This is a genomic window from Nonomuraea sp. NPDC005692 (assembly GCF_040631115.1).
Classification (GTDB): domain Bacteria; phylum Actinomycetota; class Actinomycetes; order Streptosporangiales; family Streptosporangiaceae; genus Nonomuraea.
Genome location: NZ_JBEXYU010000057.1, coordinates 20,742 through 46,004 on the forward strand (window position 1 = coordinate 20,742; position 25,263 = coordinate 46,004).

Sequence of the window (25,263 nt, forward strand, 5' to 3'; positions counted from 1 at the left end):
AGACCGGGCAGAACCCAGGTTCTGCCCGGTCACCGGCCCAGATGGCGGCTGGGGACACGTTCGGGAGAGGATGACCGGCAAGGCCCACGACCTGAGCGCCGCCCGCATCTGGAGCATCTTGCGTGCACTCGAGCAGGCCGGGATCATCACGCTGGCCGATAGGCCTATCAAGGAGCCGAAGGCCTGGTCCGCACCCCGTACAAGGGCAAGAACAAGCCCGAGCCGCAGAAGCAGGCCAACCGCGTTCACGCCAGGCTGCGCGGCCCAGGCGAGCGCGCCAACGCCCAGCTGAAGAGCTGGAAGATCCTCCGGAAGCTACGTTGCAGCCCGTCCAAGGCCGGCCACCTGTGCAAGGCCGTCGCCGTCCTGCAAAATCACCGAGCTGCGCAGGCAGCGTGAGGATAAAAAGCGTTCAGTGATCTGAATTGCGGGTCAGTGGACGGATGGCGGCTTGCTCCGGCCCATGAGCGGCGTGTGGTCGGTGTACTGGCGCCGGGGTGGGTGTGGCCGTGTGCGGATCAGTCGTCGAATTCGAAACCTGCGGCCTCGGCTGCTGCGATAAGCCCGCGCAGACGGTCCCTATCCGTGGCGACCGCGGTCATCAGCTCGGTCAGATCCCGCAATGCCTCTTGATCGTCGCCGTAGGCGCAGAACATGCCCCCCTCCGAGTCGTACTGAAATCGTGCCTCAAGCGTCGGTGCCTCCGTGCTCACGAGGAAACGCGCGACGCCCTCCCAGAAGTATCCGTTCGGCTCGTGACCGGACTCTTCAACGAGTTCGTCCACCTGGGTCGTTCCTGCGTCCAGCAGCAGCGAGAACTTCCCGGGCGTGGTTTCCAGCAATCTCATCGGGCTCATTCGGGGGATCGTCGCACTCTCGGCGCGTACTGGCAACGTTGGCAACCGCCCGGCCGAGGCCCATGGTGTCCTGGGTGTGGCCTCAGCCGGCCCGGTGAGCACACGCAACGGAGGGCGATCGCGCTGAGGAAATGACCCAGATCCAGGGAATCTGGCGGATGACATCGCATAAGGCCCCGTGAGAATGCCCAGGTCGCAGCCCCCGGTAAATGACACGGGCCGCGAGAACCTAGAGGACTGAACGCCGAGCTATTGCAGGCGGCTCACCTCGGCCGTCCGATGGCAGACCGGGTACACCGGGTACCCACCGGCGTCCAGCCCCCACCAGCCGGTCATCGGGCACCACGATGTCCCACTGGCCCGGGGCGACCATGCCCACCACCAGGCCCGTCAGCCAGGGCCACGCCATCATGTCATCGCGCAGCTCCCCGAACACCTGCTTGATCCGCCCGACAGTGTGGTCGTCCAGCAGATGCGGAGACCACCGCGCCGGCTCCAGAGACCGCAACTGATCACGGTTGGCACCCAGCTGCTCGAGAACGACCGCGGTCATCATGTCCACGTCGCTCACCGGCCGCCACTCGGGCTCACCCCGGCCGTCCCTGCCGCCACCATCACCACGCGCCATGCCGCAGATCGTCCCAGCCCTCCACCCACCCGCCCGCCGCACCTTCACCCACATCGAGCCCGGGCAGCCGCCTGTGCGATGGCTTCGGCACGGGCGGCGGCCAGTTGGTCGCGCAGGTCCCGCACCTGACCGGTGGCGCGATCGCGTTCGTCCTGGGCGGCGCTTGCCTGTTGTTCGGCGATCACTGCGCGCTCGCTGCCGTACTGCGGGGGTGGCCACTCCGGTGCCGGTAGCGGTAGGTGACTTCGGTACACACTGTACAAGCTTACTTACCGTACGTGTGCATCTCTTGCTATACCGGACACCGTGGGTCCGGATGACACCTTCGACAGCGTCCGTGCGATCGCCGACGCGATCCTGTACGAGGGGTACCTGCTGTACCCCTACCGCCGCTCCTCCGGCAAGAACCGGGTCCGGTGGCAGTTCGGCGTGCTGCTGCCGCCCGCCTGGGCACGGGCCCGGGGGCTCACCGGCGCGGGCGTGGCGGGCTCGGCCGAATCGTGGTGCCAGCAGACGGAATGCCTGCTCGAAGCGGACGGCGAGGTCACGGTCGAGCTGCGGATCCGCTTCCTGCACCAGCAGCGGCGTCAGGTGCAGCGCCGGGACGCCGACGGCGCCTGGCGGCCGGTCGACTCCCTGGGGGACGGGCCCACGCTGGAACTGAGCTTCGACGAGGCCGTGCCGCGCGAGTTCGACCTGCGTGCCGGCACGGCCGAACTGCTCGCGGGCGAGCGGCGGATCACCGTCGGCGTGCCGGCGGGCGAGGAGATCCGGCCGCTGGACGGCGGCCGGATCGTCGTCAGCCGGTCGGCGATCCGGGCGTTGGTCGCCGTCTCGGCCACGCGGTGCGCGACGGCGTCCCCGCTGCTGCGCCTGCGCTGCCGCGTCGAGAACGACGACCCGGCCACCCCCGCCGACGCCGCCCGCGAGGACGCGCTGCGCGCCTCGCTATTGAGCTGTCACACTCTGCTCGCCACGCGCGGCGGCTCGTTCGTCTCCCTGCTCGACCCGCCGGAATGGGCCGCGGCGGCGGTCCGCGACTGTGTCAACACGGGCACCTTCCCCGTGCTGGCCGGTACGCCCGGCGCGCGGGACGTCGTGCTCTCCTCCCCGATCATCCTGTACGACCACCCGCGCGTGGCCCCCGAGAGCCCCGGCGACCTGCACGACGCCACGGAGATCGACGAGATCCTGTCGCTGCGCACCCTCACGCTCACCGACGCCGAGAAGCGGGAGGCCCGCGCCACCGACGCGCGGGCCGCGGAGATCATCGACCGCGTCGACTCCATGCCGCCCGCCGCGCTGTCACGGCTGCACGGCGCGGTCCGCTCCCGCCGGGCCGCGGCGGCGGTGGACGGCGTGACGGTCGCCGGGGTGGAGGTCTCGAAGGGAAGCCGGGTCAGGCTCCGGCCGCGACGGTCGGGCACCGACCCCCAGGACATGTTCCTCGACGGCAGGACCGGCCTGGTCGAGGACGTGCTCCAGGACGTGGACGACACCTGGCACCTGGCCGTCACCGTCGAGGACGACCCGGGCGCCGACCTGAACCGCTGGTACGGGCGCTACCGCTACTTCACCCTCGACGAGATCGAGCCCCTGGAGGCGGGATGAGCACCGGTGGTTCCCGTAACGTGCTCGTGGCCGGCATCGGGAACGTGTTCCTGGGCGATGACGGCTTCGGCGTCGAGGTGGTCAGGCGCCTGGACCGGGCGGAGCTGCCCGCGACGGCCGACGTCGCCGACTACGGCATCCGCGGCGTCCACCTCGCCTACGAGCTGCTGGACGGCCGCTACGACACCCTGATCCTGGTCGACGCCGTCCCGCTCGACGGCCCGCCGGGAACGCTGGCCGTCATCGAGGCCGACGACCGGCCGTCCGGGGGCGACGTGGCGATCGACGGGCACGGGCTGCATCCGGACGCCGTGCTCCGGCTGCTGAACCACCTCGGCGGCGGCGTCGAGCGGGTCGTGATCGTGGGCTGCCGGCCCGCGGTCCTGGACGAGGTGATGGAGCTGTCCGAACCGGTGGCCGCCGCCGTGGAGGGGGCCCTCCGCCTCGTCGCGGAGCTGGCCTGGCAGGAGGCGGCGGGGAAGATCGAGAAGGAGACCACCGATGCATGAACTGGGGCTGTGCGACGCGATCGTGGAGGCCACGCTGGGACGGGCCGGTGGACGCCGGGTGAGCGCGGTGCGCGTCCTCGTCGGCGGGCACCCGGTGGATCCGCGGGTCATCGACACGGGCTTCCGCCTGGCCGCCGCGGGCACGGTCGTGCAGGACGCGACCGTCGAACTCGTCACCGTGCCGTACGTGATGCGCTGCGCGGGATGCGGCGCCGAGCAGGAGGCCCGCACCGCCACGGACCTGCTCGCCTGCCGGAGCTGCGGCGGGATGGACGTGGAGAGCATCACGGACGAGAGCGTCGTGGTGGAGTCGATCACGTTCGAACCGGTTTCCGGAACCGCCTGACAGACCCGCCGGCACCGGCTGGAGACCAGGCCGCTGACGTGAAGGAGAGACGTGACATGGCCGATCAGAAGAGCGGATTCGACGAGATGCACATCCTGTGGATCTCCGAGGGCATGAGCTGCGACGGCGACACCGTCTCCGTGACGGCCGCGTCCCAGCCTGCCATCGAGGACGTCGTCACCGGCCTCGTGCCGGGGCTGCCGAAGGTGCACCTGCACAACAAGGTCCTGTCCCCCACCTTGGGCGGGGAGGACTTCCTGGCCCCGTTCCGGGCCGCGGCGCGCGGCGAGCTGGAGCCGTTCATCTTCGTCCTGGAGGGGTCCGTCCCCAACGAGAGGATCAACGGAGAGGGCTACTGGACGTCGTTCGGCAACGACCCGGACACGGGCGAGCCGATGACCCTCAACACCTGGATCGACCTGCTCGCCCCCAACGCCTGGGCGGTCGTCGCGATCGGGACCTGCGCCACCTACGGCGGCATCCACGCCATGGCGGGCAACCCGACCGGCTGCATGGGCCTGGCCGACTACCTGGGCTGGGACTTCCGGTCGGCCGGCGGGCTGCCCATCGTCAACGTGCCGGGCTGTCCGGTGCAGCCGGAGAACTTCATGCAGACCCTCACCTGGGTCCTGCAGCACGCGGCCGGTTCGGCGCCGCCGCCGCCGCTGGACGCGCTGCTGCGTCCCCAGTGGCTGTTCGGCAGAACCGTGCACGAGGGCTGCGACCGTGCCGCCTACTACGAGCAGGCCGACTTCGCCAAGGACTACAACTCGCCCAAGTGCCAGGTGAAGGTCGGCTGCTGGGGCCCGGTCGTCAACTGCAACGTGCCCAAACGCGGCTGGATGAACGGGGTGGGCGGCTGCCCGAACGTCGGCGGGATCTGCATCGGCTGCACGATGCCCGGCTTCCCCGACAAGTTCATGCCGTTCATGGACATGCCGCCGGGCAGCAGCCTGTCCTCGATGCTGATCAAGCCCTACGGGGCGTTCATCCGCCGCATGCGCGGCATCACCAACAACACCGCGAACGCCGAGCCGCGGTGGCGGCACAACCGTGAAGCGCTGACCAGCGGCTTCGATCCGCGGTGGCGCCCGTAAGGGCCCGCGACGCCAGAGAGGACACATCAGCACATGGCCATCTCCGAGCAGGAAGCGCCCGACCGGCGACCACCGGGAGAGCTCGTCGAGATGTCGTGGGATCCCATCACACGCATCATCGGCAACCTGGGCGTCTACACGAAGATCGACTTCGCCAACCGGCGGGTCGCCGAGTGCCACAGCACCTCCTCGCTGTTCCGCGGCTACTCGGTGTTCATGAAGGGCAAGGACCCCAGGGACGCGGGCTTCATCACCAGCCGGATCTGCGGCATCTGCGGCGACAACCACACCACCTGCTCGATGTACGCCCAGAACATGGCGTACGGCATCAAGACGCCGCCGATGGCCGAGTGGATCGTCAACCTCGGCGAAGCAGCCGAGTACATGTTCGACCACACGATCTTCCAGGACAACCTGGTCTTCGTGGACTTCTGCGAGGCGATGGTCAAGGAGACCAACCCGACGCTGCTGGCGCGGGCCAGGACCACCGAGGCGCCCGGGGCGGCGATCCACGGCAAGCGCACGATCGCCGACATCATGGAGGCGTTCAACCCGTTCGAGGGCGACATCTACAAGGAGGCGCTGCGGATCAGCCGCGTCACGCGGGAGATGTTCTGCCTGATGGAGGGCCGGCACGTCCACCCGTCGACGGTCTATCCGGGCGGGGTCGGCACGATGCCGGAGCCGACGTTGTTCACCGACTACCTCTCGCGCCTGCTCGGCGTGGTGGACTTCGTCAAGAAGGCCGTCGCGCTGAACAACGACGTGTTCGACTTCTTCTACGAGGCACTGCCCGGCTACGAGGAGGTCGGCCGCCGCCGGATCCTGCTCGGCTGCTGGGGGGCCTTCCAGGACCCGGCCGTGGTCGACTACCGCTACGAGACGATGAACGACTGGGGCAAGGCCATGTTCGTCACCCCGGGCATCGTGGTGGACGGCGAGCTGGTCACCAACAACCTCGTCGACATCAACCTCGGCATCCGCATCCTGCTCGGCAGCTCGTACTACGACGACTGGACCGGCGAGGAGCCGTTCGTCACCCACGACCCGCTCGGCAACCCGATCGACATGCGGCACCCGTGGAACCAGACGACCCTGCCCGCGCCGCAGAAACGCGACTTCGAGGGCAACTACAGCTGGGTCATGAGCCCCCGGTGGCTCGACCCGCGCACCGGTGACCACCTCGCGCTCGACACCGGCGGCGGCGCCTTCGCCCGCCTGTACGTCACCGCCCTGTCGGGCATCGTGGACACCCCGTACGTGAAGGCGACGGGCTCGTCGGTGCAGATCTCGCTGCCGAAGGGCCGCGACCTGCCGGAGACGACCCTGGAGTGGCGCATCCCGCCCTGGTCCAACGCCCTGGAACGCAACCGGGCCCGGGTGTACTTCGTGGCCTACGCCGCGGCCATGGCGGTGTACTTCGTCGAGCAGGCCATGGAGCGCATGCGCGCCGGGGACACCAAGGTGTTCACCGACTTCGCCGTGCCGGAAGAGGCCATCGGCGTCGGGTTCCACGAGGCGGTGCGCGGCGTGCTCTCCCACCACATGGTCATCCGGGACGGCAAGATCGCCAACTACCACCCGTACCCGCCCACGCCCTGGAACGGCAGCCCGCGCGACAGCTTCGGCACGCCCGGCCCGTACGAGGACGCCGTCCAGGACATGCCGATCTTCGAGGAGAACGGCCCGGACGACTTCAAGGGCGTCGACATCATGCGCGCAGTGCGCAGCTTCGACCCCTGCCTGCCCTGCGGCGTGCACATGTACGTCGGCAAGGGACGCACGGTGAAGAAGCTACACTCGCCGATGTTCGGCGCGAGCCATGGCTGAGCCGGACCGCCTGGACGACCAGGCGGTGGCCCGCCTGCTGGAGCGGCTGGAGGAGACCCTGGGGCGGCTGGAGGGCACGCCCGGCCCGACGGCGGAGACGGCGCTCGACGCCGTCGCCATCCTCGCCGAGGTCTACGGCGAGGCCCTGGCCCGGGTCATGGACCGGGCTCCGGCCGGGTCCGCCGTCGCCGCCGCCCTGGCCGACGACGAGCTGCTCGGCCACCTGCTGGTCCTGCACGACATCCATCCCGAGCCGCTCCGGCGGCGGGTCGAGCGCGCGCTCGACGGCCTGGCCGGCGCCCTGCGCGCCCAGGGGGTGGAGGCGCGGCTCGCCGACGTGACGGACGACGTCGCGCGGGTGCGGCTGACGGGCGGCTGCTCGTCCGGGTCGGAGCCCGTACGGCTGGCCGTCGAGCAGGCGGTGCGCGCCGTCGCGCCGGAGGTGGAGACGGTCGAGGTGAGCCGCGCCGCGCCGGTCGCCTTCGTCCCCGCCGACGCGCTGCTGGTCCGGCCCGGCGGCGCCGCGTGAGCACGACCGCGCACGGCCGCCTGCTCAGGCGGACCGCGCGCCGCCGGGACGCGGGCGCGCGCTGCGAGCTGTGCGGGGCGCCGGTCCAAGGCGAGCACGGGCACGTCGTGGACACGCGTTCGGCGGAGGTGCTGTGCGCGTGCCGGGCGTGCGCGCTGCTGTTCGAGCCGGACGGCGACGGCCACTTCCTGCGGGTGCCCGAACGGCGGCTGCGGCTGACCGGGGTGCGGCCGGCCGACCTCGGCATCCCCGTGAGCCTGGCGTTCTTCGTCACCGCGCCTGACGGCTCGGCCACCGCGCACTACCCGAGCCCGCTGGGCGGCACCCGCAGCGACCTGGACGCCACGGCCTGGCAGGCGGTCGCCGCCCGCGCCGCGGAGCTGGGCACCATGCGGCCGATGGTCGAGGCGCTGCTCGTCAACGGCGTACGGGGGGCCGGTGAGTGCTGGCTGGTCCCGATCGACGACTGCTACCGGCTGATGGCCCTGGTACGAGGTGAATGGACCGGTATGTCAGGCGGCGATCAGGTATGGGCAAAGATCGCGCAGTATTTCGCCCAGCTCGACGACGCAGGGCATCGCCGGGGGTAGGACCCGCACCATGGCACACATCAAGGTGGGCAAGCCCGACGTCGCACCCGACGCGACGGCGCACGTCAAGGGCGTCGAGCAGGGCAACCGGCCCGGCGCGTACGAGCAGCAGGCGGGACACCACCGGGACGGCACGGCCGACGCCCGGCGCTCGACGGGGATCAGCCCCAAGAAGCACGACCCGATCCTGCCCGTCATGCCCAACCTCCCGCCAGGCTGAGAAAGAGGACACAGACATGCGGCGACCACGTACGACGCTGCTGGCCGGGCTGGCCGGGGCGGTGCTCCTGGGGATGTTCTGGAAGGAACTCCCGGCGCTGAGGCGCTACCTCAAGATCAAGCAGATGTGATCCCGGAACGATGTGTCTTGGCATCCCCGGAGAGATCGTCGAGCTGCTGCCGGACCGGGCCGACCTGGCCACCGTCGAGGTCGCCGGCGTACGCCGCGCGATCAGCGTCGGCCTGCTGGACGGCCCGGTCCGGCCCGGTGACTGGGTCCTGGTCCACGTGGGCTTCGCGATGTCCAGGATCGACGAGAGCGAGGCCGCGGCGACGCTGGCGCTGCTGAACGGCCTCGGCCCCGCCTACACCGACGAGCTCCAGGCGCTCGCGGAATCCGACATCACGTGAAAGGCGCCGGCATGCGCTTCGTCGACGAGTACCGCGACGCCCGGACGGCTCGGGCCCTGGCCGCGCGGATCGCGGAGCTGTGCGAGCCCGGCCGCCGCTACACCTTCATGGAGGTGTGCGGCGGGCACACCCACACGATCTACAAGCACGGCGTCGAGGACTACCTGCCGCCGAACGTGAACCTCGTCCACGGGCCCGGCTGTCCCGTCTGCGTGATCCCCATGGGACGCGTCGACGACGCGATCGCCATCGCCGGCGAACCGGACGTGATCATGACCTCGTTCGGAGACATGATGCGGGTGCCCGGCGGTGAGGGCTCCTTCCTGGACGCCAAGGCCGCCGGCGCGGACATCCGCATGGTGTACTCCCCGCTCGACGCGCTGCGGATCGCCCGCCAGAACCCCGCCCGCCGGGTCGTCTTCATGGCGATCGGCTTCGAGACCACCGCGCCGTCCACGGCGATGACCGTGCTGCGGGCCGCGGCCGAAGGGCTCGGCAACTTCTCCGTCTTCTGCAACCACGTCATGATCATTCCGGCGATCAAGGCGATCCTGGATTCGCCGGACCTGCGGCTCGACGGCTTCATCGGGCCGGGCCACGTCTCCACCGTGATCGGCTGCCGGCCGTACGCGTTCATCGCCGAGGAGCACGGCAAGCCGCTCGTCTGCTGCGGGTTCGAGCCGCTGGACGTGCTGCAGTCGATCCACATGCTGCTGCGGCAACTCGCCGAGGGGCGGGCCGAGGTGGAGAACCAGTACACGCGGGTGGTGCCGTGGGAGGGCAACGGCCGGGCGCTGGAGGCGATCGGGAAGGTGATGGAGCTGCGCCCGTACTTCGAGTGGCGCGGCCTCGGCTTCATCTCCCACTCCGCGCTGCGCCTGCGCGACGCCTACGCGGCCCACGACGCCGAACGCGTCTTCCAGGTGCCGGGCGTACGGGTGGCCGACCCGAAGGCGTGCCAGTGCGGCGAGGTGCTCAAGGGCGTGCTCAAGCCGTGGGAGTGCAAGGTGTTCGGAACCGCGTGCACGCCGGAGACGCCGATCGGCACCTGCATGGTGTCCTCCGAGGGCGCCTGCGCCGCGTACTACAACTTCGGCCGGTTCACCCGCACGCGGGCCAAGGAGGCGACCACGGCATGACGACCGAGCGTACCGCCGGATGGGCCGAACGGGCCGTCCGCGAGGCGGGCGGGGCCGCCGGCCCGGCGACCCGCGAGGAAGAGGTGCTGCTCCGCATCGAGCGCGCCCGGGGACGCCGGGCCCGGGTGCGGGAGGAGCGCGTCACCCTGGCCCACGGCGCGGGAGGCAGCGCCTCGCACACGCTGGTCGAGGCCGTGTTCGTGGACGCGTTCCGCAACCCGATCCTGGAGCCGCTCGGCGACGGCGCCGTGCTGGAGGTGGCGGACGGGCGGCTGGCCTTCAGCACCGACTCCTTCGTGGTCTTCCCGCTGTTCTTCCCCGGCGGCGACATCGGCGACCTCGCCGTCAACGGCACGGTCAACGACCTGGCCGTCTGCGGGGCCCGGCCCCTGTACCTGTCGGCCGGGTTCATCCTGGAGGAGGGCTTCCCGGTCGCCGACCTGCGGCGGATCGCCACCTCGATGGCCGCCGCCGCCGACCGCGCCGGCGTCCAGGTGGTCACCGGGGACACCAAGGTCGTGGAGCGCGGCAAGGCGGACGGATGCTACGTCACCACCGCCGGCGTGGGCGTGCTGGAGCGGGAGACGGAGCTGACGCCGTCGGCGATCAGGCCGGGCGACGCCGTCATCGTCTCGGGGCCGATCGGCGAGCACGGCGTCACCATCATGATCTCCCGTGGAGAGCTGGACATCGAGGCCGACCTCGCCTCCGACACCGCTCCGCTCAACGGCGTCGTCGCCGCGCTGCTCGACGCCGTCCCCGGGGTGCGGGTGCTGCGGGACGCCACGCGCGGAGGGGTGGCGACGGTGCTCAACGAGCTGGCCCGCTCCTCGCGGCTCGGCATCGTGGTGGAGGAGTCGGCGGTGCCGGTCCGCCCGGTGGTGAACGGCGCCTGCGAACTGCTCGGCATCGACCCCCTGTACGTCGCCTGCGAGGGCCGGTTCGTCGCCGTGGTCGACGGCGAGCAGGCCGGAAGGGCGCTGGAGGCGCTGCGCGGCCATCCTCTCGGCGCGGAGGCGGCCGTGGTCGGCCGGGTGCGTGCCGAGCCCGCGGGGCTCGTGCTGCTCGACACGGCCTTCGGCGGCACCCGGATCGTCGACATGCTCGTCGGGGACCCGCTGCCGCGCATCTGCTGAGCCGCGGCCGACCGGCGCTTCCATCCGGCGTGGTTCATCCGGCGTGGTTCATCCGGCGTGGTCGAGGGCGGCGGCGACGGCGGCCTGGCCCAGGCTGAGGCCGCCGTCGTTGGGCGGCACCCGCGAGTGGAGGAGCACCCGCAGGCCCGCCTCCCGCAGCCCTGCCTCCATCCGCTCCAGCAGGACGACGTTCTGGAAGACGCCGCCGGACAGCGCCACCTCGCGCAGCCCCGTCCGTTCGCTCAGCGCCAGCACCGCCCGCAGCAGGACACGGGCCAGGCCGTTGTGGAAGCGCGCGGCCACCACCGGCGTCCGCACGCCCGCCAGCAGGTCCTCGACCGCGCCGCGGACCAGGTCGGTCCCGGACACGACCAGCTCCGGCCCGGCGGACAGCGCCGCCGGGTAGGCGGCCCGCTCGCCAGGCTCGGCGAACTGCTCCAGTTCGATCGCTGCCTGCCCCTCGAAGAGCACCCGGTCGCGCAGCCCGGCGATCGCGGCCACCGCGTCGAACAACCGGCCCGCGCTCGACGTGAGCGGCGCGTTCGTCCCGGTGCGGGCCAGCGCCGCCACGGCCGCCCACCGGTCCCGGTGCCGCCGGACGAAGGGCAGGTCCGGCGGCACGTCGCCGTAGATCGCGTCGAGGTAGGACACGCCCATGCGCCACGGCTGCCGTACGGCCGCCGCCCCGCCGGGCATGGGCAGCGCCTCCAGGTGCCCCGCCCGCTCGAACCCCCGCAGGTCGGCGACCAGCAGCTCGCCGCCCCACAGGGTGCCGTCGGAGCCCAGGCCCAGGCCGTCCAGGGCGACGCCGATCACCGGGCCCTCCTCGCCATTGTCGGCCAGGCAGGAGGCGATGTGGGCGTGATGGTGCTGCACGCCGACGAGCTCGACGCCGTCGAGGCCGGAGGCGTACTTGGTGGACAGGTACTCCGGGTGCAGGTCGTGGGCGACGAGCCGGGGCCGGACGCCGAACAGCCGGCTCAACTGGCCGATCCCCTCCGCGTACGAGCGCAGGGTCTCGTAGCCCTCCAGGTCGCCGATGTGCTGCGACAGGACCGCGTGGCGGCCCTTGACCAGGCAGAAGGTGTTCTTCAGCTCGCCGCCGCAGGCCAGCACGTGCCGGGACGGCGGCCGTCGCAGCGTCACGGGAGCGGGCACGTACCCGCGCGAGCGGCGGACGGGCAGCTCCCGGCCGCGGAACAGGCGCACCACCGAGTCGTCGGCCCGGACGTGGATGCGCCGGTCGTGGACGAGGAAGCCGTCGGCGATGCCGGACAGCCGGTCCAGGGCGTCGTCGTCCCGGTGCGCGATCGGCTCATCCGACCGGTTTCCGCTGGTCAGGACCGCGGGCCGGCCGAGCCGTACGGCCAGGAGATGGTGCAGCGGCGTCGCGGGCAGCATCACCCCCAGCTCGCGGTTGCCCGGCGCGACCGCCTCGGCGACCGGCGCCCCGCCACGGCGCGGCAGCAGGACGACGGGCCGCCGCGGTCCGCTCAGGACGCGCTCGGCGGCCGGGGTGAGCAGGACCAGCTCGCGCGCCGCGGCCAGGTCGGCGGCCAGCACCGCGAACGGCTTGCCCTCCCTGCGTTTGCGGGCCCGCAGCGCGCCGACCGCCCGCTCGTCCCCGGCCACGGCCGCGAGGTGGTACCCGCCCACGCCCTTGACCGCCAGGATCCTGCCCCGCGCCAGCCAGAGCGCCGCCGCCCCGACCGGGTCGCCCGGTTGGGGGCGGCCGTCCGCGTCCAGCAGCCGCAGCGACGGTCCGCACGCGGGGCAGCACACCGGCTGGGCGTGGAAGCGCCGGTCGCCGGGGTCGCGGTACTCGCGCGAACAGCGGGCGCACATCGCGAAGGGGGCCATCGTGGTGTTGGGCCGGTCGTAGGGCAGGTCGGTGACGATGGTGAAGCGGGGCCCGCAGGCCGTGCAGTTGGTGAAGGCGTAGCCGTGCCGGCGCGCGCCCGGGTCGGCGATCTCGGCCGCGCAGGCGTCGCACGGCGCCGTGTCCGGCGGCACGCACACCTGGCGGGCGCCCTCGCCGCGGCTGGCCACGATCCGGAAGCCCGACTCCGCGACGGGCTCGGCGTCCGCCACGGTGACGCTCTCGACCAGCGCGGACGGCGGCGCCCGCCGCTCCAGCTCCGCGACGAAGGCCCGCAGCGCCGACGGCTCACCCTGGGCCTCGATGAACACGCCGCGCGGATCGTTGCCGACGAACCCGGCCAGCTCGTGCCGTCCAGCCAGGCCACTGACGAACGGCCGGAAGCCGACGCCCTGGACCAGCCCCTCGACCCGGATCCGGATCCGGCCCGGCCCCTCAGCCGTCACCGGTCAGCACCCGCTGCACCAGCTCCCACAGGACGTGGTAGAGGGTCACCTGGGCCTCCTGGATCCGGTGCACCGACGGGGACGGCACGACGAACAGGTGATCGGCCAGGCCGTCGGCCGCCATCCGCCCGCCGTCGCCGCCGGCCAGGCCGACGGTCAGCACCTCCCGGCGACGCGCCTCGGCGAAGGCGTGCAGCACGTTCGCCGAGCCGCCGCTCGTCGACAGGCCCACCACGATGTCGCCGGGCCGGGCGAAGGCGGCGACCTGGCGGGCGAAGGCCAGGTCGTAGCCGACGTCGTTGGACAGCGCGGTGACGACGGCGGCGTCGGCGGCCAGGCAGGTCGCCGCGAGCGCCCGCCCGCGCGGCGGGTGGGCGAAGAGCTGGGCCAGCGCCTGCGCGTCCGTGGCGCTGCCGCCGTTGCCGACGGCGAACAGCCTCCCGCCGGACTCGAAGGCCGCCGCCGTCCGCGCCGCGCAGTGCGCCAGCTCCTCCCCGTGCAGCCCGGCGACCGTCTCCCGCAGCGCGACGATCTCGTGCGCCTTGGCCGCGCAGGAGCGGCGCACCTCCTCCAGCAGGGCATCCGGATCGGTGGACCGGACGTACAGGGACGGGTAGAGGGCCTCGACGCCGGTGCCTTCCGCCGTGCTCATCCGCACTCTCCTCCCACCGCGATGGCCTCACCGGCGTGCACCAGGACGACGTCACCCGGCCCGGCCTCGACCAGGGCCACGCTGATCTCCTGCGGGCCGCCGACGGCCCCCTGCGCGATGGCCAGGCCGTCTCCGAGCAGCTCGACGACGCGCATGGGCAGGGCGAGGTCGGAACAGGTCAGGCACACCCGCTCCCCCGGCTCCTCGGTCATCGGGCCTCCTCCGGCTGGTCGAGGAAGACGTGCACCAACTCCCAGAGCAGGTGGTAGACCGTCATGTGGATCTCCCGCACCACGCACGGGTCGCCGGACCGGACGCCGAGGACGTGGTTCACGGCCGGGCTGCGGCCGACGGCGCCGCCGTCCCCGCCTTCTCCGCCCACGAGCGCGACGGTCAGCAGTCCGAGCCCGTGTGCCGCCTCCAGCCCGCGCAGCACGTCCGCGCAGCCGCCGTCCCAGGAGAACCCGAGCGCCATGTCGTGCTCGGCGGCCAGCAGGCGCACCTGCTCGGCGTAGACCTCCTCGAACCCGCTGGTCGCGGCGACGGCGGTCAGCCGGGCGGCGTCATGACTGAGGGAGAGGGCGGGTAGGGCTCTCTTGCCGACGATGACCGGATGGACGAACTCCACGGCCACGTGCTGGGCGTCCGCCGAGGCGCCGCCGTCGCCGAAAACCAGCAGCCGGCCGCCCCGCGCGAACCGCCGGGCCATGGCCCGGCACGCCAGGGCGATCGAGGCGGCCTCCCCGGCGAGCGCCCGTCCTGGCGCGACCCGGCGCTCGAAGGCTGTCGACACAAGCGTCATCTCACCTCTCCTTGCCACGCCTCTCCCTGCCATGAGGCGGCGTCATGGGACGGCGGCCGGCGCCCCTCATCCCACAGAGCCGCGCAGGCGCGCAGGACGTCCCCCAGGTCCCGCAGCCGGATCATCGCGGCCTTCAGATCGCTCAGGCCCGCAGCGGTGATCTCGTACTTCCTGCGCGGAGGTCCCGTACGCGAGGCGGTCCAGGAGGAGACCAGGCACTGGTCGCGTTCGAGGGCGCGCAGCAGCCGATAGACATGGCCGGGCTCCGCCCCCGCCACGCCCAGCTCCCCCAGCCGATCGATCAGGTCGTAGCCGTGGCTGGGCCGGTTCCAGATCAGCAGAAGCAGGATCGGGGACAACAATCCTCGCCTCTCGCCGCCTTCCATACGAACTCCCCCACCAGCGGAACGCACCCTCCAAGGGGTAGTAGAACGTCCACGCCGGGCGATTCCCCGGCTCCACACGCCGCCCTTGCCAACTTCTGGCAGAAGGCAAGCCAAGGGGTAGCTCCCGGGCGATCAGCGCACCGCGACGTCCCGCCGGCGGCCGAAGGACGGTTCGACCTTGGCTGCTCGACGAGAACCTGTTCCATCTGGGGCAGGAGCGTCATGAGGCCCTGGTCAGGAGCGCGGAAGCTCGTGCAGCGCGCCATTGATGGTCGACGCCCCCGCGTCCGCGACCGTGGCAGACATCGCCTCCCGGGCGACCGACCTTGTAACACAGCATGGGGTGCGCCTGCTGGCCATCGACGGCCTTCAAGCCATCAGACCGGACAAGCGCAACGACCTGCGCGAGCGTGAGATCGGGGATGTCGTCCGCGACCTGAAGACCCATGCCCGTGAGCTGAACGTGGCATCGAAATGCCAGCGGACTCGCCGAGCGCTTGACTGGCGGATGGGCGAGGTATTCAAGCGTTCCCCGTACGGATCCTGCCACCGGACCTCGCCCAGCACGGACTGGACGATACGATCGCGCCCATCCTGCGCGGATGCGAGCCGCCGCCCAAGCATTGCACCGCCACGCTTTCGGAGCGGCGGGTACGTCAGCCGGCGTCCACGCCCGGAGCGCGGTCGACGGGCACGGAGGTGCCGTCGGCCTGCTCGATCTGGCAGCCGTTCTCCATGCCGCTGGACGGGCTGACAAGTCCGGAGAAGGCGTCGAAGAGGGCCAGGCCGACGGCGGCGGCGATGAGCCCGATGACGATGCCGCCGCAACCGTCGATGCTGCCGACGCCCAGCACCGGCCGACGATCTCGGCCACCTCGGCGAAGGAGTAGCCGAAGACGTCGTGCTGGTCGCGGGCGGTTACGCGATGGCGCTGACCGGGCTGCTCGTGCTGCGGCGGGCGCCGCGCAGGCGGTCGTCGCGGCGGCGTGGGCGGGTCCCGAGTGGATGGAGAACGCCGACACGTTCCCAATCAGCCTGAGCAGGCTGATCGTGGAGGTGACGGCGTTCGGGCTGGGAGGCCGGGCTGCTGCCGCGTCCCCCGCTGCGAAACGACTCGGTCCAGGTGCACTACTGCTATCGCCCCAGCCGCCGCAGCGGCCTGCTCGGCGGCGATTTCTTGGACGTGGTGCAGACCGCCGACGGCACCGTGCACGCCGTCATCGGCGACGTGGCTGCCGCACACATCGGTAATGGTTTCGACCAAGCGATGCCGCTGGGGGCGGCCGCCGGCGCGGGGCAGCGGCGGGCCGCTGCAGCTCCCGGGTCGGGGGCTCATAGGTCGCGGGCCTTGCCCGTCGAGGATCTGACCACCAGGCGCGGCGCGAAAACGTGATCCACGTGTGTGGCGTGATATCCCTGCAGCGACTGCCACATCGCCGTCGCCACCGCAGCCGCCATCGCCTCCACCGGTTGCTGTACGGTCGTCAGCGCCGGGTCGCCGTGCACGGCCAGGTAGGAGTCGTCGTATCCGACGACTGACACCTCGCCCGGAACTGCCAGCCCGGCCTCGCGGACGGCCGCGACCGCACCCAGCGCCATCAGGTCGCTTCCTGCGATCAGTGCCGTCGCGCCGACTGCCAGCAGCCGCCGGGCGGCTGCGTGACCGCCGGTCAGCGAGTAGTCCGACTCGACATGCAGCATGTCGTCCACTGAGCCGAACGAGCGTCGCATTTCCCGCCGCCAGCCTGTCAGCCGGTTCTGCGAGGGCCGCAGATAGCCCTGCCCGCCAGCCAGCCCGATCCGCTCATGGCCGAGTTCGCGCAGGTGTGCCACCGCCATCGCCGCGCCCGCCGCCTCGTCGGTGGTGACCGTGGAGACCGGGAGGTCGGGCACCTGGCCGCCTACCAGCACCATGGGGATGCGCTGTTGGTGGAGCTGCCAGTAGAAGCCATGGTCGGCGGCCGGGTTGGCGTGTCGTCCCGAGATGAGGACCAGGCCTTGGATGCCCCGCCGTACCAGGGCGGAGATGTAGTCGAGCTCGGTCGGGCCCTTGGCGGTGGAGCTGCCGATCAGCGCGGTGACGCCGTGGCTGCCGAGCTTGGCCTCGATGGCGCCTGCCAGTAGCGGGAAGACCGGATTGTCCAACTCGGGGACGATGATGCCGACGAACGGCTCAGCTGCGGGTGCGATCAGGCCGTGTTCCCGCATGCCCCGCAGGACCTTGGCCCGCAGTTCCTCCGAGACGCCGGGCCGGCCGTTGAGCACCCTGCTGACCGTCGCGGCGCTCACTCCCACGCGGGTGGCGATCGTCCGCACGGATGGTCGAGGCATGGGGGACCCTTCGAGAATCCGGTGAAACATGTTTCCAAGTGTTGCGGCGCTGTTTCCACGGCTCCTAAGCTCGCGACACATCTGACCTGGTGAACAGCGCATTTTGGAGCATTAACAGCATGGGGCATCGAAGAACACTCTGCAACACCCGGGCGCACCACGACGGGTCGCCGCTGTACGTCAGTGATTCGTCGCCGTCACTGGGTGATCACGTTCAGGTGTTCCTGCGTACCTCGCTCGACCTGGACGTGCGGCAAGTCCACGTGCGTACCACGCCGGACGGCGAGCCCCGGTTCGCCGAGGCGACGGCCGACCGGGTCACCGGTTCCGAGATCTGGTGGCGCGCCACGGTCAAGATGGTGAACCCGGAGTGCGGCTACCGTTTCCTGCTGCGGACCGCGACCGGCCCGCTGTGGCTGACCGCTGCTGGGCTGTCGCCGCTGGACGTGCCGGACACCACCGACTTCATGCTGACCGCCTACCCGCCCCCGCCCGCATGGGCCGCCGACTCAGTGATCTACCAGATCTTCCCCGACCGTTTCGCCCGCTCAGGCAGAGACCATGGGCCCGACCCCGCGTGGGTACGGCGGGCTGACTGGGACGACCCAATCCCCTGGGGCAGAGACGGCGCGTTGCAGCAGGTCTACGGCGGAGACCTGTGGGGCGTGACCGACCGCCTCGACCACATCGCCGACCTGGGTGCGAACCTGCTGTATCTGACGCCGTTCTTCCCCGCCCGTTCCAACCACCGTTACGACGCGACCACCTTCGACAGAGTGGACCCGCTACTCGGCGGCGACGAGGCGCTGCGCGCGCTGACCGATGCGGCCCACCTTCGCGGCATGCGCGTCATCGGCGACATCACGCTCAACCACTCGGGCGACGGCCACGAGTGGTTCGCCGAGGGCAGTCCTGTACGCGAGGACTTCTACTACGTGGACGGGCCCGACTACGCCACCTTCGCCGGCGTCAGGACGCTGCCCAAGTTCGATCATCGTTCCGCCACACTGCGCCGCCGCCTCTACGACGGCCCAGGCTCGGTGATCGCCCGTTATCTGCACGAGTTCGGCCTGGACGGCTGGCGGGTGGACGTCGCCCAGTCGGCGGGCCGCCACGGCGGGGTCGAGCTGAACGACCAGGTCGCCAGGCTGACGCGAGCCACAGTGGGCGACGCGCTGCTGCTGGCAGAGCACCAGTTCGACGCCTCCGACTCGCTGCGCGGCACCGGCTGGCACGGCACGATGTCCTACGCCGGTTTCGCCCGGCCCGTCTGGTCATGGCTGGCGCGGGAACGCTCCACAGAGTTCTGGGGCGTGCCCGGCCCGATCCCGCAGTACGGCGGCGCGGATGTGGCGGAGGTGATGCGCCGCTACGCCGCGCTCGTCCCGTGGCGGGCCTATACGCACAACCTGACGCTGCTCGACTCGCACGACACGGCCAGGTTCCGTTCGATCGCCGGGCGCGAGCACCAGCATCTGGGCGCCGCGCTGCTGCTCACGCTGCCGGGCCTGCCGATGATCTTCGCCGGTGACGAGGTCGGGGTCGAGGGGGTGCATCTGGAGGACGGCCGCCGTCCCTTCCCCTGGGACACCGCCCGCTGGGACCACGGAACCCACCGGCTCTACCGCAACCTGGTGGGGCTGCGCCGCTCGCACGAGGCCCTGCGCACCGGCGGCCTGCGCTGGCTGCACGCCGACGCCGACACCCTCGTCTACGAGCGGGCCGCGCCGGGGCAGACACTGCTCATCCAGGTCAGCAGGGCCGCGCACGAACCGTTCCACGCCCCCGCGGCCGGAGCCTGCCTCACCGGCGGCCCCGACCTGCGGCCGGGAGCGCCCATGCCCGCCGACGGGCCCGCCTTCCACGTCTGGGAGCTCGAAGCATGATCGACGTTCTGCGCGGCGTCCACTCCGCCGCACTCGGGAACGCGCGTGACGTGTTCGTCTACCTGCCGCCCGGCTACGACCCCGTGGACGGCCCCTACCCGGTGGTGTACCTGCACGACGGGCAGCACGTGTTCGCGGCGGCCGGGCTGGAGCCGAGCTGGCGCCTGGACGAGACGCTCGACGCCCTGATCACCGCCGGGACGCTGCCGCCGCTGGTCGCGGTCGGGGTGTCCAACGCGGGCGAGGCTCGCGGCGCGGAGTACTCCCACGTCGCGCCCTACCCCCGCGACCCGTACGGCAGGCTCGCCGGGCAGTCCTACGAGGACTTCCTGATCGACGAGTTGATGCCGCTGATCCGCTCGCGGTACGCGGTGACCGGCGCGGCCGGGCGCACGGCGGTCATGGGCTCGTCGATGGGCGGCCTGGTCAGCTACCACCTGGCCTTCCGGCGGCCCGAGGTGTTCGGGCTGGCGGCGATCATGTCGCCGTTCCTGGTGTTCGTCGACCCGCAGACGCTGGAGGAGACGCCCGTCTACCGGCGTTTCACCGAACGGGGGCCGCGCCGGGTGTGGCTGGACATCGGCGGGATGGAGGGCCTCATCACCGTCCACCACGCCCGGGAACTGGCCGAGCAGCTCATCGGGCTCGGCTACCGCCCGGACGCCGAGCTGCGCTACCGGCACGACCCGGCGGCCCCGCACCACGAGAGCGCGTGGGCGATCCGGGCGGCCGACGCGCTGCTGCACCTGTTCGGGACGGAGGGCCCGCCGGTCGAGCTGTCCGTCCCCTCCCCCGCCCCTGACGCCGAGGTGGCCGCGGTCGGCCAGGCCGTGGACGTCGCGCCGCTCGCGCTGCGGGCCGACGGCTGCACGTACTCCGCGCTCGGCGCCGGCCTCTCCTGGGACCCCGAGCCCCTGCTCAAGCCGGCGGGCACAGCCCTGCTCACCCCCACCGCGCCCGGCCTCGCGCGGGTGCGGGCCACAACGGGCGGCCTGACCGTCGAACGCGAGCTGTCCGTCGTGGACGGCGAGCCCACCGCGACGCTCGACGTCACGGTCATCACCCCAGCCGGCACCCCAGAAGGCGACACCGTCTACTTCTCCGGCCTGGTCACCACCCCGATCGCGCCCGGCGTGCACCACGGCGTCTGGCGGCTGCCCCGGGGGCTCGGGCTCAACGGCTCGGTCGGCAGGGGCTGGCGCTGCGACGGCCTGGACTCCGACGGCCTGCCCGTCAGCGAACCGCTCAGGCACGACCGCGACCGCCGCTTGGTCGTCCACGTCCACGGCTGGAGCGACCCCGGCGCCCAGCACGACCCGCACCAAGGCACCGACGGCACCGACGGCTCATGAGGAGCACCCACATGCGCACGACCATCCTGGCCGTGACCGGCCTGGCCCTGCTGGCCGCCGGTTGCGCCACCGCCACCCCAGCCACCCCCGCCCCCGCCGCGAAGGCGGCGGCCGTCCTCACCGTCTGGGCCGACGACAGCCGCGCCAAACCGCTGCAGGACCTGGCCGCGGCCTTCCAGAAGGCCAGAGGCGTCCAGGTCAAGATCGTGCAGAAGAGCATGGGCGGCCTCCGCGACGACTTCATCTCCCAGGCCCCCACCGGCCAGGGCCCGGACCTGATCGCCGGGCCGCACGACTGGCTCGGCAAGCTCGTCCAGAACGGCGTCGTCGCCCCGATCGACCTCGGCGCCACCGCCGCGGCCTTCCCGAAGCTCGCGCTCGACGCGATGCGCTACGAAGGCCAGACGTACGGTCTGCCGTACGCGATCGAGAGCGTGGCGCTGCTGCGGAACACCAAGCTCGCGCCGAAACGGCCGCAGACGTTCGGCGAACTGGTCGCCGCCGGCCAGAAGCTGGTCCGCGACGGCAAGGCGGACTTCCCCGTCGGGCTGCCCGTCGACCCCAAGGCGGGCTCGCCCTACCATCTCTACCCGCTGCAGACCTCCTTCGGCTCCAGCGTGTTCGACGGCGGCGAGCTGGGGATCGACGACAAGGGCGGGCTGGCGTTCGCCGCCTACCTGCGCGGGCTGGCCGAAGCCAAGGTGATCTCCACTTCGCTGAGCGGCGAGATCGCCACCGACGCCTTCCGCGAGGGTCGCACCCCGTACCTGGTCACCGGGCCGTGGGACGCGCCCGCGCTGGCCAGGTCCGGCCTGGCCTTCTCCGTCGAACCGGTGCCCCCGGCGGGCGATCAGCCCGCCCGGCCGTTCGTCGGCGTGCAGGGCTTCTACGTCAGCGCCAAGTCGGCCAACCCGATCCTGGCCAACGACTTCCTGCTCAACTTCCTGGCCACCCCCGACGCGCAACGCGAGCTGTACGCGGCGGGTGGCCGGCCGCCGGCCCTGACCTCCCTACGCGAGGAGCTGCGCGGCAACCTGGTGCTGACCGGATTCGCCGAGGCGGCGCTGGCCGGCAGCCCCGCGCCCAACGTCCCGGCCATGGACGCGGTCTGGGGCGACTGGGGCCTGTCGCAACTGGCGATCATCACCGGGGACGGCGATCCGGCGAAGTTGACCAGGGACGCCGCCGACCGCATCCGAGCGAAGATCGCGAACTGACCGATGAACAGGTACGTGAAGCCGCTGGTGCTGGGCGTGGTGGACGCGTTCGCGGTCTACGGGCTGGTGGCGCTCGCCAGTCAGCGCTCGTGGTGGGCGTTCGCCGCGATGCTGGCGGGCACGCTCGCGATCAACGTCATCTACCTCGGCAAACGGCGCGTCCCCGCGAAGTACCTCGCGCCGGGCGTGGTCCTGCTGCTCCTTTACCAGGTGTACGTCGTCCTCTACACCGGCTATGCGGCCTTCACCAACTACGGCGACGGCCACAACGGCACCAAACAGGACGCGGTGGCCGCGATCCTGGCGGCCAGCGAGGTCAGGGTGCCGGGGTCGCCCGTCCAGCCGGTCCGGATCGTGGAGCGGGGCGGCGAGCTGGGGTTCCTGGTGAGCGGCAGGGTCGGTTCCGCCACGCGGCCGCTGATCCCGGGGGCGGACCCGGACGGGTGGCGGCCGCTGACGTACGCCGAGGTCGTGGCCCAGCAGGCAGAGATCACCGCGCTGCGCGTGCCGGTGCCGGGCCAGGGCAGCCTGCGCACCTCCGACGCCGTGACGGTGGCGACCTACCGTTCGACGCTTCGCTACGACGAACGCGCGGGCACCGTCACCGACCCCGCCGGCATCGGCACCGTCTATCGTGACGACGGCCGCGGCCGGTTCGTGGCGCCCGACGGGAGGGCGCTCAGTCCCGGCTGGAAGGTGTTCGTCGGACTGGAGAACTTCCGCACGGTCCTCACCGATCCCGGCATCAGAGGCCCGTTCCTCGGCGTGCTCGGCTGGACCTTCGCCTTCGCCGGGCTGTCGGTCGGGCTGATGTTCGCCCTCGGGCTGGGCCTCGCGCTGGTGCTGGACCGGCCGGGACTGCGCGGGCACCGGGCCTACCGCTCCCTGATCGTGTTCCCCTATGCCTTCCCCGCCTTCATGGCGGCCATCCTCTGGCAGGGGCTGCTCAACCCCGATCACGGTTTCGTCAACGCCGTCCTGCTCGGCGGCGGGCACGTGCCGTGGCTCACCGACCCCTGGCTGGCCAAGCTGAGCGTGCTCGCCGTCAACGTCTGGATCGGCTTCCCCTATATGTTCCTCATCTGCACCGGCGCGCTGAAGGCCATCCCGCCCGCGCTCACCGAGGCCGCGCAGCTCGACGGCGCGAACCCCTGGCGGGTGCTGCGCCACGTCAAGCTGCCGATGCTGCTGGCCGCGACCGCGCCCGTACTCGTGGCCACCTTCGCCTTCACCTTCAACAACTTCAACGTGATCTACATGCTCACCGGCGGCGGCCCCAGGGACGCGTCCTCACCGGTCGACATCGGCTCCACCGACCTGCTCATCTCGCTGGTCTACAAGCTCGCCTTCGGCGGGAGCGCCAGGAACTACGGCCTGGCCTGCGCGGTGTCCATCCTCATCTTCGCCGTCATCGCGGCGATCTCGCTCGCCGGGTTCCGCAGGGCGCGCCGGCTGGAGGAGAGCTGACATGGGCCGCTGGTTCCTCAGGTACGGGTGGCGCCACGCCGTCGGCGTGGCGGCGGTCGCCGTGGCGCTGTTCCCGCTGCTGTTCGTCCTCGCCGCCTCGACCAACCCGAGCGGCACACTGACCGGCTCGAACGACCTGTTCACCGAGCCGACCCCGGCGCACTACCTGGCGCTCTTCACCGACCCGCTGCACCCCTTCCCGAGCTGGTTCGCCAACTCCATGATCATCGGCCTGACGACGGCCGCCGGGGCGGTCTTCCTCGGCGCGTGCGCCGCCTACGCCTTTTCCAGGTTCACCTTCACCGGACGCAGGGCCGGGCTGCTCGTACTGGTCTTCGTCCAGCTCTTCCCGCAGCTCCTGGCCTACGTCGCGATCTTCCTGCTGCTGTCGGCGCTCAAGGACGTCTTTCCCGCCATCGGCCTCGGCAGCAGGCTCGGCCTGGTCATGGTGTACCTGGGCGGGGCGCTGGGCGTGAACACGTACCTGATGAAGGGCTTCTTCGACACCGTCCCCAGGGAGCTGGACGAATCCGCCCAGATCGACGGCGCCTCGCACGCGCAGGTGTTCTTCCGCGTGCTGCTGCCGCTGGTCGCCCCGATCCTGGTGGTCGTCGGACTGTTCTCCTTCGTGGCGACGCTGAACGACTTCGTCATCGCCGGGCTGGTCCTGACCGACCCCGACCAGCAGACGCTCGCCGTCGGCCTCTACCAACTCGTCTCCGACAAACTCGGCCAGAACTGGGGGCTGTTCGCCGCTGGCGCGCTGGTCGGAGCGCTGCCTGTGCTCGTGCTGTTCCAGTTCTTGCAGCGCTTCATTGTCGGTGGCCTGACCAGCGGCGCGGTCAAGGGCTGAGGCCCGTACAGGCCTCAGCCCTGCGTGGCCAGGGATGCCGGCCGAGACCATTCGCCATAGCCGGTTGTCGAGGTGCCGGGTCCACGTTTCCGGCGCGCCGACGTACCGGCGTCAGTCAGGCATTGAGAGGGGGGCGGCTGCTTGGCGCGGAGGCAAGGATTTCACGTAAGGCGGCGTCGCCGATTTGACAGCTGACAGCGGCGAGTGAGGCACCCATCATCAAGTCAACGTGATCGATCTGGCGGAAGTTGAACGCGGCGATGCTGCGCAGCCCGTCCGATGGCACGTAGGGCTGCGATCCCTCCAAGGTGATGAGTGACAAACCTCGTGCCGTACGGATCATGTGAGCCGGCAAGCGGCTGCGCGACCTGGTAGCGCCATGGTCATGGCAACCAGCGCCCCTGAGGCCGTGGGCAGTGGCCACCTTGAAGGGGTTACACCTACATGAAGTCGAGGTCCGCCCCAAGGGATCGCCTCGCACCCTGCAGACGGGGCCGAAGGCTGGTGCCGATGGTCACCACTTCACCGCCCATCTGTGGTGTTCACGCCGATCCGGCAGGGCTGAGCACAGGCCGCAAGCGCATCTCTGGCACGCCCGCCGATCATCCACAGCGACGTCTCCCGGCCGCGGCGGGTGACTGCCGGCTGGATCGCCTACCCCAAGCCCGTACGGACGGCTCGGCCAAGGGACTGCTCACCGGGCCCATCCCCGGATCTCATGTCCGTCATCTTGGGCCTTTTTCGCCACGGCGGGGATCCGGTTCCTGTAGACCTGTTGTGAAGGGACTGCACAGATTCAGGAGCGCCTGAGAAGGCTCGTCAGGGCTTGTTGCACGGTCACCCCGACCGCCGGTCAGCCTTCTGGGTGCCCATCGTAGACGCGGATCTTGTATTCGGTCGTCTCCAGGGCGAGAGTGAGTTCGCGGATCTGTCGCACGATGCGGTCGCGCTGGTCGAGCATGACGCGCCGGCGTTCCGGGATGGTGCTCGGGCCCTGCTCGACGAGGGCGATGTAGCGCTTGAGATCCTGCATGGTCATTCCCGACAGCCGCATCCGGGTGAGGAAGATGAGGCGGCGCAGGTCGAACGC

The 25,263-nt window shown here is 71.4% G+C and carries 28 protein-coding genes and 2 pseudogenes; 18 read left to right on the plus strand and 12 right to left on the minus strand.

What is annotated here, in order from left to right; genetic code table 11:
- Positions 1-85: 85 nt before the first annotated feature.
- A pseudogene (locus ABZ459_RS51125) lies at positions 86-399 on the plus strand (transposase family protein); the annotation flags it as partial.
- A 119-nt stretch (positions 400-518) separates the two neighbouring features.
- Here ABZ459_RS51125 and ABZ459_RS51130 read toward each other — a convergent pair.
- The 3 genes from ABZ459_RS51130 to ABZ459_RS51140 all read right to left on the minus strand — a co-directional run bounded on the left by ABZ459_RS51130 (position 519) and on the right by ABZ459_RS51140 (position 1,670).
- Positions 519-848, minus strand: a complete 330-nt coding sequence (locus ABZ459_RS51130) for an Imm51 family immunity protein (RefSeq protein ID WP_357988324.1) — start codon at positions 846-848, stop codon at positions 519-521.
- Positions 849-1,086: 238 nt separating this feature from the next.
- Positions 1,087-1,428: a hypothetical protein gene (locus tag ABZ459_RS51135; RefSeq protein WP_357988327.1), complete on the minus strand. Its 342-nt coding sequence runs from the start codon at positions 1,426-1,428 to the stop codon at positions 1,087-1,089.
- Positions 1,429-1,529: 101 nt separating this feature from the next.
- Positions 1,530-1,670, minus strand: a complete 141-nt coding sequence (locus ABZ459_RS51140) for a hypothetical protein (RefSeq protein ID WP_357988330.1) — start codon at positions 1,668-1,670, stop codon at positions 1,530-1,532.
- A gap of 121 nt (positions 1,671-1,791) precedes the next feature.
- Between ABZ459_RS51140 and ABZ459_RS51145 the strand changes: the two genes are divergently transcribed.
- From ABZ459_RS51145 to hypE, 11 genes are all read left to right on the plus strand, one after another.
- Positions 1,792-3,096, plus strand: coding sequence for a hypothetical protein (locus ABZ459_RS51145; RefSeq protein WP_357988332.1), 1,305 nt, complete (start codon positions 1,792-1,794; stop codon positions 3,094-3,096).
- Positions 3,093-3,605, plus strand: coding sequence for a hydrogenase maturation protease (locus ABZ459_RS51150; RefSeq protein WP_357988335.1), 513 nt, complete (start codon positions 3,093-3,095; stop codon positions 3,603-3,605). Before ABZ459_RS51145 ends, ABZ459_RS51150 begins: the two co-directional genes overlap by 4 nt.
- On the plus strand, positions 3,598-3,951 hold the full coding sequence (locus tag ABZ459_RS51155; protein ID WP_357988338.1) for a hydrogenase maturation nickel metallochaperone HypA: 354 nt from the start codon (positions 3,598-3,600) through the stop codon (positions 3,949-3,951). Before ABZ459_RS51150 ends, ABZ459_RS51155 begins: the two co-directional genes overlap by 8 nt.
- A gap of 56 nt (positions 3,952-4,007) precedes the next feature.
- Positions 4,008-5,048: a hydrogenase expression protein HypE gene (locus ABZ459_RS51160; protein ID WP_357988341.1), complete on the plus strand. Its 1,041-nt coding sequence runs from the start codon at positions 4,008-4,010 to the stop codon at positions 5,046-5,048.
- A 33-nt stretch (positions 5,049-5,081) separates the two neighbouring features.
- On the plus strand, positions 5,082-6,878 hold the full coding sequence (locus ABZ459_RS51165; protein ID WP_357988344.1) for a nickel-dependent hydrogenase large subunit: 1,797 nt from the start codon (positions 5,082-5,084) through the stop codon (positions 6,876-6,878).
- Positions 6,871-7,407, plus strand: a complete 537-nt coding sequence (locus ABZ459_RS51170) for a NifU family protein (RefSeq protein WP_357988347.1) — start codon at positions 6,871-6,873, stop codon at positions 7,405-7,407. Before ABZ459_RS51165 ends, ABZ459_RS51170 begins: the two co-directional genes overlap by 8 nt.
- Entirely contained in the window at positions 7,404-7,997 is a 594-nt protein-coding gene (locus ABZ459_RS51175; RefSeq protein WP_357988350.1) for a DUF5947 family protein, read from the plus strand. The genes ABZ459_RS51170 and ABZ459_RS51175 overlap by 4 nt, the downstream gene beginning before the upstream one ends.
- 10 nt (positions 7,998-8,007) lie before the next feature.
- On the plus strand, positions 8,008-8,217 hold the full coding sequence (locus ABZ459_RS51180; RefSeq protein ID WP_357707651.1) for a hypothetical protein: 210 nt from the start codon (positions 8,008-8,010) through the stop codon (positions 8,215-8,217).
- 140 nt (positions 8,218-8,357) lie between these two features.
- Entirely contained in the window at positions 8,358-8,627 is a 270-nt protein-coding gene (locus ABZ459_RS51185) for a HypC/HybG/HupF family hydrogenase formation chaperone (protein WP_357707649.1), read from the plus strand.
- A gap of 11 nt (positions 8,628-8,638) precedes the next feature.
- Positions 8,639-9,766, plus strand: a complete 1,128-nt coding sequence (gene hypD, locus ABZ459_RS51190; protein WP_357988353.1) for a hydrogenase formation protein HypD — start codon at positions 8,639-8,641, stop codon at positions 9,764-9,766.
- Positions 9,763-10,902 (plus strand): hydrogenase expression/formation protein HypE, encoded by a 1,140-nt coding sequence (hypE, locus tag ABZ459_RS51195; RefSeq protein ID WP_357988356.1) that lies wholly within the window; start codon positions 9,763-9,765, stop codon positions 10,900-10,902. Before hypD ends, hypE begins: the two co-directional genes overlap by 4 nt.
- A gap of 48 nt (positions 10,903-10,950) precedes the next feature.
- On the opposite strand, the gene hypF is transcribed toward hypE, so the two are convergent.
- The 5 genes from hypF to ABZ459_RS51220 are packed head-to-tail and all read right to left on the minus strand — an operon-like array spanning position 10,951 to position 15,067.
- Positions 10,951-13,227 carry a carbamoyltransferase HypF gene (hypF, locus tag ABZ459_RS51200; protein WP_357988359.1) on the minus strand — a complete coding sequence of 759 codons (2,277 nt, stop codon included), beginning with the start codon at positions 13,225-13,227 and terminating at the stop codon, positions 10,951-10,953.
- Entirely contained in the window at positions 13,217-13,879 is a 663-nt protein-coding gene (locus ABZ459_RS51205; RefSeq protein ID WP_357988362.1) for an SIS domain-containing protein, read from the minus strand. The genes hypF and ABZ459_RS51205 overlap by 11 nt, the downstream gene beginning before the upstream one ends.
- On the minus strand, positions 13,876-14,091 hold the full coding sequence (locus ABZ459_RS51210) for a HypC/HybG/HupF family hydrogenase formation chaperone (protein WP_357988365.1): 216 nt from the start codon (positions 14,089-14,091) through the stop codon (positions 13,876-13,878). Before ABZ459_RS51210 ends, ABZ459_RS51205 begins: the two co-directional genes overlap by 4 nt.
- Entirely contained in the window at positions 14,088-14,681 is a 594-nt protein-coding gene (locus tag ABZ459_RS51215) for an SIS domain-containing protein (protein WP_357988368.1), read from the minus strand. The genes ABZ459_RS51210 and ABZ459_RS51215 overlap by 4 nt, the downstream gene beginning before the upstream one ends.
- A complete protein-coding gene (locus tag ABZ459_RS51220) occupies positions 14,678-15,067 on the minus strand; it encodes a helix-turn-helix transcriptional regulator (protein ID WP_357988371.1) in 390 nt (129 codons plus the stop codon). Before ABZ459_RS51220 ends, ABZ459_RS51215 begins: the two co-directional genes overlap by 4 nt.
- A gap of 268 nt (positions 15,068-15,335) precedes the next feature.
- On the opposite strand from ABZ459_RS51220, the pseudogene ABZ459_RS51225 reads away from it, so the two are divergent.
- Positions 15,336-15,521 (plus strand): annotated as a pseudogene (locus tag ABZ459_RS51225) (DnaB-like helicase C-terminal domain-containing protein); the annotation flags it as partial.
- 202 nt (positions 15,522-15,723) lie between these two features.
- On the opposite strand, the gene ABZ459_RS51230 reads toward ABZ459_RS51225, so the two are convergent.
- The gene (locus ABZ459_RS51230) at positions 15,724-15,921 is read right to left on the minus strand and encodes a hypothetical protein (RefSeq protein ID WP_357988396.1); all 198 of its coding nucleotides are present in this window, start codon (positions 15,919-15,921) and stop codon (positions 15,724-15,726) included.
- Positions 15,922-16,399: 478 nt separating this feature from the next.
- Positions 16,400-17,398, minus strand: a complete 999-nt coding sequence (locus tag ABZ459_RS51235; RefSeq protein ID WP_357988374.1) for a substrate-binding domain-containing protein — start codon at positions 17,396-17,398, stop codon at positions 16,400-16,402.
- Between the two features lie 218 nt (positions 17,399-17,616).
- Between ABZ459_RS51235 and ABZ459_RS51240 the strand changes: the two genes are divergently transcribed.
- Genes ABZ459_RS51240 through ABZ459_RS51260 form a run of 5 tightly spaced genes read left to right on the plus strand, consistent with a single transcriptional unit; the run spans position 17,617 to position 24,173 of the window.
- Positions 17,617-19,284 (plus strand): glycoside hydrolase family 13 protein, encoded by a 1,668-nt coding sequence (locus ABZ459_RS51240; RefSeq protein ID WP_357988377.1) that lies wholly within the window; start codon positions 17,617-17,619, stop codon positions 19,282-19,284.
- A complete protein-coding gene (locus ABZ459_RS51245; protein WP_357988380.1) occupies positions 19,281-20,636 on the plus strand; it encodes an alpha/beta hydrolase-fold protein in 1,356 nt (451 codons plus the stop codon). The genes ABZ459_RS51240 and ABZ459_RS51245 overlap by 4 nt, the downstream gene beginning before the upstream one ends.
- Before the next feature lie 11 nt (positions 20,637-20,647).
- Entirely contained in the window at positions 20,648-21,853 is a 1,206-nt protein-coding gene (locus ABZ459_RS51250) for a maltose ABC transporter substrate-binding protein (RefSeq protein WP_357988383.1), read from the plus strand.
- 3 nt (positions 21,854-21,856) lie between these two features.
- Positions 21,857-23,320, plus strand: coding sequence for an ABC transporter permease subunit (locus tag ABZ459_RS51255; protein WP_357988386.1), 1,464 nt, complete (start codon positions 21,857-21,859; stop codon positions 23,318-23,320).
- A gap of 1 nt (position 23,321) precedes the next feature.
- A complete protein-coding gene (locus tag ABZ459_RS51260; RefSeq protein ID WP_189652656.1) occupies positions 23,322-24,173 on the plus strand; it encodes a sugar ABC transporter permease in 852 nt (283 codons plus the stop codon).
- Between the two features lie 115 nt (positions 24,174-24,288).
- On the opposite strand, the gene ABZ459_RS51265 is transcribed toward ABZ459_RS51260, so the two are convergent.
- Together ABZ459_RS51265 and ABZ459_RS51270 are read right to left on the minus strand one after the other, a co-directional pair.
- Entirely contained in the window at positions 24,289-24,495 is a 207-nt protein-coding gene (locus ABZ459_RS51265; protein WP_357988390.1) for a hypothetical protein, read from the minus strand.
- A 531-nt stretch (positions 24,496-25,026) separates the two neighbouring features.
- Positions 25,027-25,263: MerR family DNA-binding protein (locus ABZ459_RS51270; RefSeq protein ID WP_357988393.1), on the minus strand; the 237-nt coding region annotated here is incomplete at its 5' end.

Bases quoted from the DNA above. Each gene is read 5' to 3' on its own strand.
- ABZ459_RS51165 (WP_357988344.1), top strand. From the start codon at position 5,082: ATGGCCATCTCCGAGCAGGAAGCGCCCGACCGGCGACCACCGGGAGAG.
- ABZ459_RS51160 (WP_357988341.1), top strand. From the start codon at position 4,008: ATGGCCGATCAGAAGAGCGGATTCGACGAGATGCACATCCTGTGGATC.
- ABZ459_RS51185 (WP_357707649.1), top strand. From the start codon at position 8,358: ATGTGTCTTGGCATCCCCGGAGAGATCGTCGAGCTGCTGCCGGACCGG.
- ABZ459_RS51260 (WP_189652656.1), top strand. From the start codon at position 23,322: ATGGGCCGCTGGTTCCTCAGGTACGGGTGGCGCCACGCCGTCGGCGTG.
- hypE (WP_357988356.1), top strand. From the start codon at position 9,763: ATGACGACCGAGCGTACCGCCGGATGGGCCGAACGGGCCGTCCGCGAG.
- ABZ459_RS51180 (WP_357707651.1), top strand. From the start codon at position 8,008: ATGGCACACATCAAGGTGGGCAAGCCCGACGTCGCACCCGACGCGACG.
- hypD (WP_357988353.1), top strand. From the start codon at position 8,639: ATGCGCTTCGTCGACGAGTACCGCGACGCCCGGACGGCTCGGGCCCTG.
- ABZ459_RS51155 (WP_357988338.1), top strand. From the start codon at position 3,598: ATGCATGAACTGGGGCTGTGCGACGCGATCGTGGAGGCCACGCTGGGA.
- ABZ459_RS51130 (WP_357988324.1), bottom strand. From the start codon at position 848: ATGAGATTGCTGGAAACCACGCCCGGGAAGTTCTCGCTGCTGCTGGAC.
- ABZ459_RS51245 (WP_357988380.1), top strand. From the start codon at position 19,281: ATGATCGACGTTCTGCGCGGCGTCCACTCCGCCGCACTCGGGAACGCG.
- ABZ459_RS51235 (WP_357988374.1), bottom strand. From the start codon at position 17,398: ATGCCTCGACCATCCGTGCGGACGATCGCCACCCGCGTGGGAGTGAGC.
- ABZ459_RS51150 (WP_357988335.1), top strand. From the start codon at position 3,093: ATGAGCACCGGTGGTTCCCGTAACGTGCTCGTGGCCGGCATCGGGAAC.
- ABZ459_RS51255 (WP_357988386.1), top strand. From the start codon at position 21,857: ATGAACAGGTACGTGAAGCCGCTGGTGCTGGGCGTGGTGGACGCGTTC.
- ABZ459_RS51170 (WP_357988347.1), top strand. From the start codon at position 6,871: ATGGCTGAGCCGGACCGCCTGGACGACCAGGCGGTGGCCCGCCTGCTG.
- ABZ459_RS51210 (WP_357988365.1), bottom strand. From the start codon at position 14,091: ATGACCGAGGAGCCGGGGGAGCGGGTGTGCCTGACCTGTTCCGACCTC.
- ABZ459_RS51220 (WP_357988371.1), bottom strand. From the start codon at position 15,067: ATGGAAGGCGGCGAGAGGCGAGGATTGTTGTCCCCGATCCTGCTTCTG.
- ABZ459_RS51250 (WP_357988383.1), top strand. From the start codon at position 20,648: ATGCGCACGACCATCCTGGCCGTGACCGGCCTGGCCCTGCTGGCCGCC.
- ABZ459_RS51205 (WP_357988362.1), bottom strand. From the start codon at position 13,879: ATGAGCACGGCGGAAGGCACCGGCGTCGAGGCCCTCTACCCGTCCCTG.
- ABZ459_RS51215 (WP_357988368.1), bottom strand. From the start codon at position 14,681: ATGACGCTTGTGTCGACAGCCTTCGAGCGCCGGGTCGCGCCAGGACGG.